Below are 1,207 nucleotides of genomic sequence, written 5' to 3'. Positions count from 1 at the left end.
CATCGAGGTGGCGATCCGGGCGCTGACCGCCGTGTCGGACCAGACCCACATCTACTCGGTGCCGTCGATCGAGCAGGGCAACAACGACTCCCACGCGATCGGCCTCGGGCAGATGAACCTGCACGGCTACCTCGCCCGTGAGCGCATCTTCTACGGCTCCGAAGAGGGCGTCGACTTCACGAACATCTACTTCTACACCGTGCTGTTCCACGCGCTGCGCGCGTCGAACCGGCTCGCCATCGAGCGGGGCACGTACTTCAAGGGCTTCCCCGAGTCGAAGTATGCCTCGGGCGAGTTCTTCGACAAGTACACCGACCAGGTGTGGGAGCCGGCCACCGCCCGCGTGCGGCAGCTCTTCGCCGACGCCGACGTGGCGATTCCCACGCAGGACGACTGGCGTGCGCTGAAGGCGTCGGTCCAGGAGCACGGCATCTACAACCAGAACCTGCAGGCCGTGCCGCCGACCGGGTCGATCTCGTACATCAACAACTCCACCAGTTCCATCCACCCGGTGGCGTCGAAGATCGAGATCCGCAAGGAGGGCAAGATCGGCCGCGTCTACTACCCCGCTCCCTACCTGACCAACGACAACCTGGAGTACTTCCAGGACGCGTACGAGATCGGGTACGAGAAGATCATCGACACGTATGCGGCGGCCACCCAGCACGTCGACCAGGGCCTGTCGCTGACGTTGTTCTTCAAGGACACCGTCACCACCCGCGACGTGAACAAGGCGCAGATCTACGCCTGGCGCAAGGGAATCAAGACGCTGTACTACATCCGGCTGCGGCAGATGGCGCTCGAGGGCACCGAGGTCGAGGGCTGCGTCTCCTGCATGCTGTGACGAATCTTGCCGGTACACATCGAAACTCAGGTAGGGAAAGACAGATGACCTCCGCACCCCGCGCGCACTCGCCGGCCGACGGCGCCCACGTCAAACTGATCGACCGCGTCTCGGCGATCAACTGGAACCGCGTTCCGGACGAGAAGGACTCGGAGGTGTGGGACCGCCTCACCGGCAACTTCTGGTTGCCGGAGAAGGTCCCGGTGTCCAACGACATCCCGTCGTGGGGCACGCTCACCGAGTACGAGCAGGAACTGACCATGCGCGTGTTCACCGGTCTGACCCTGCTCGACACGATCCAGGGCACCGTCGGCGCGGTGTCGCTGATCCCGGACGCGGTGACCCCGCACGAGGAGGCGGTGC

1 protein-coding gene and 1 pseudogene are annotated in these 1,207 nt (G+C 64.5%); both read left to right on the top strand.

Going from position 1 to position 1,207, the window contains the following annotated elements:
- Window positions 1-844, top strand: a pseudogene (locus AIIKEEIJ_RS14450) (class 1b ribonucleoside-diphosphate reductase subunit alpha); the annotation flags it as partial.
- A gap of 44 nt (window positions 845-888) precedes the next feature.
- On the top strand, window positions 889-1,207 hold a 319-nt coding region (locus AIIKEEIJ_RS14445; protein ID WP_202917044.1), incomplete at its 3' end, for a ribonucleotide-diphosphate reductase subunit beta.

The organism is Rhodococcus sp. YH1 (assembly GCF_009939605.1).
Taxonomy (GTDB): domain Bacteria; phylum Actinomycetota; class Actinomycetes; order Mycobacteriales; family Mycobacteriaceae; genus Rhodococcus; species Rhodococcus aetherivorans.
The sequence above is the reverse complement of the archived record's forward strand: the minus strand, read 5'-3'. Positions and strand labels throughout refer to the sequence as shown.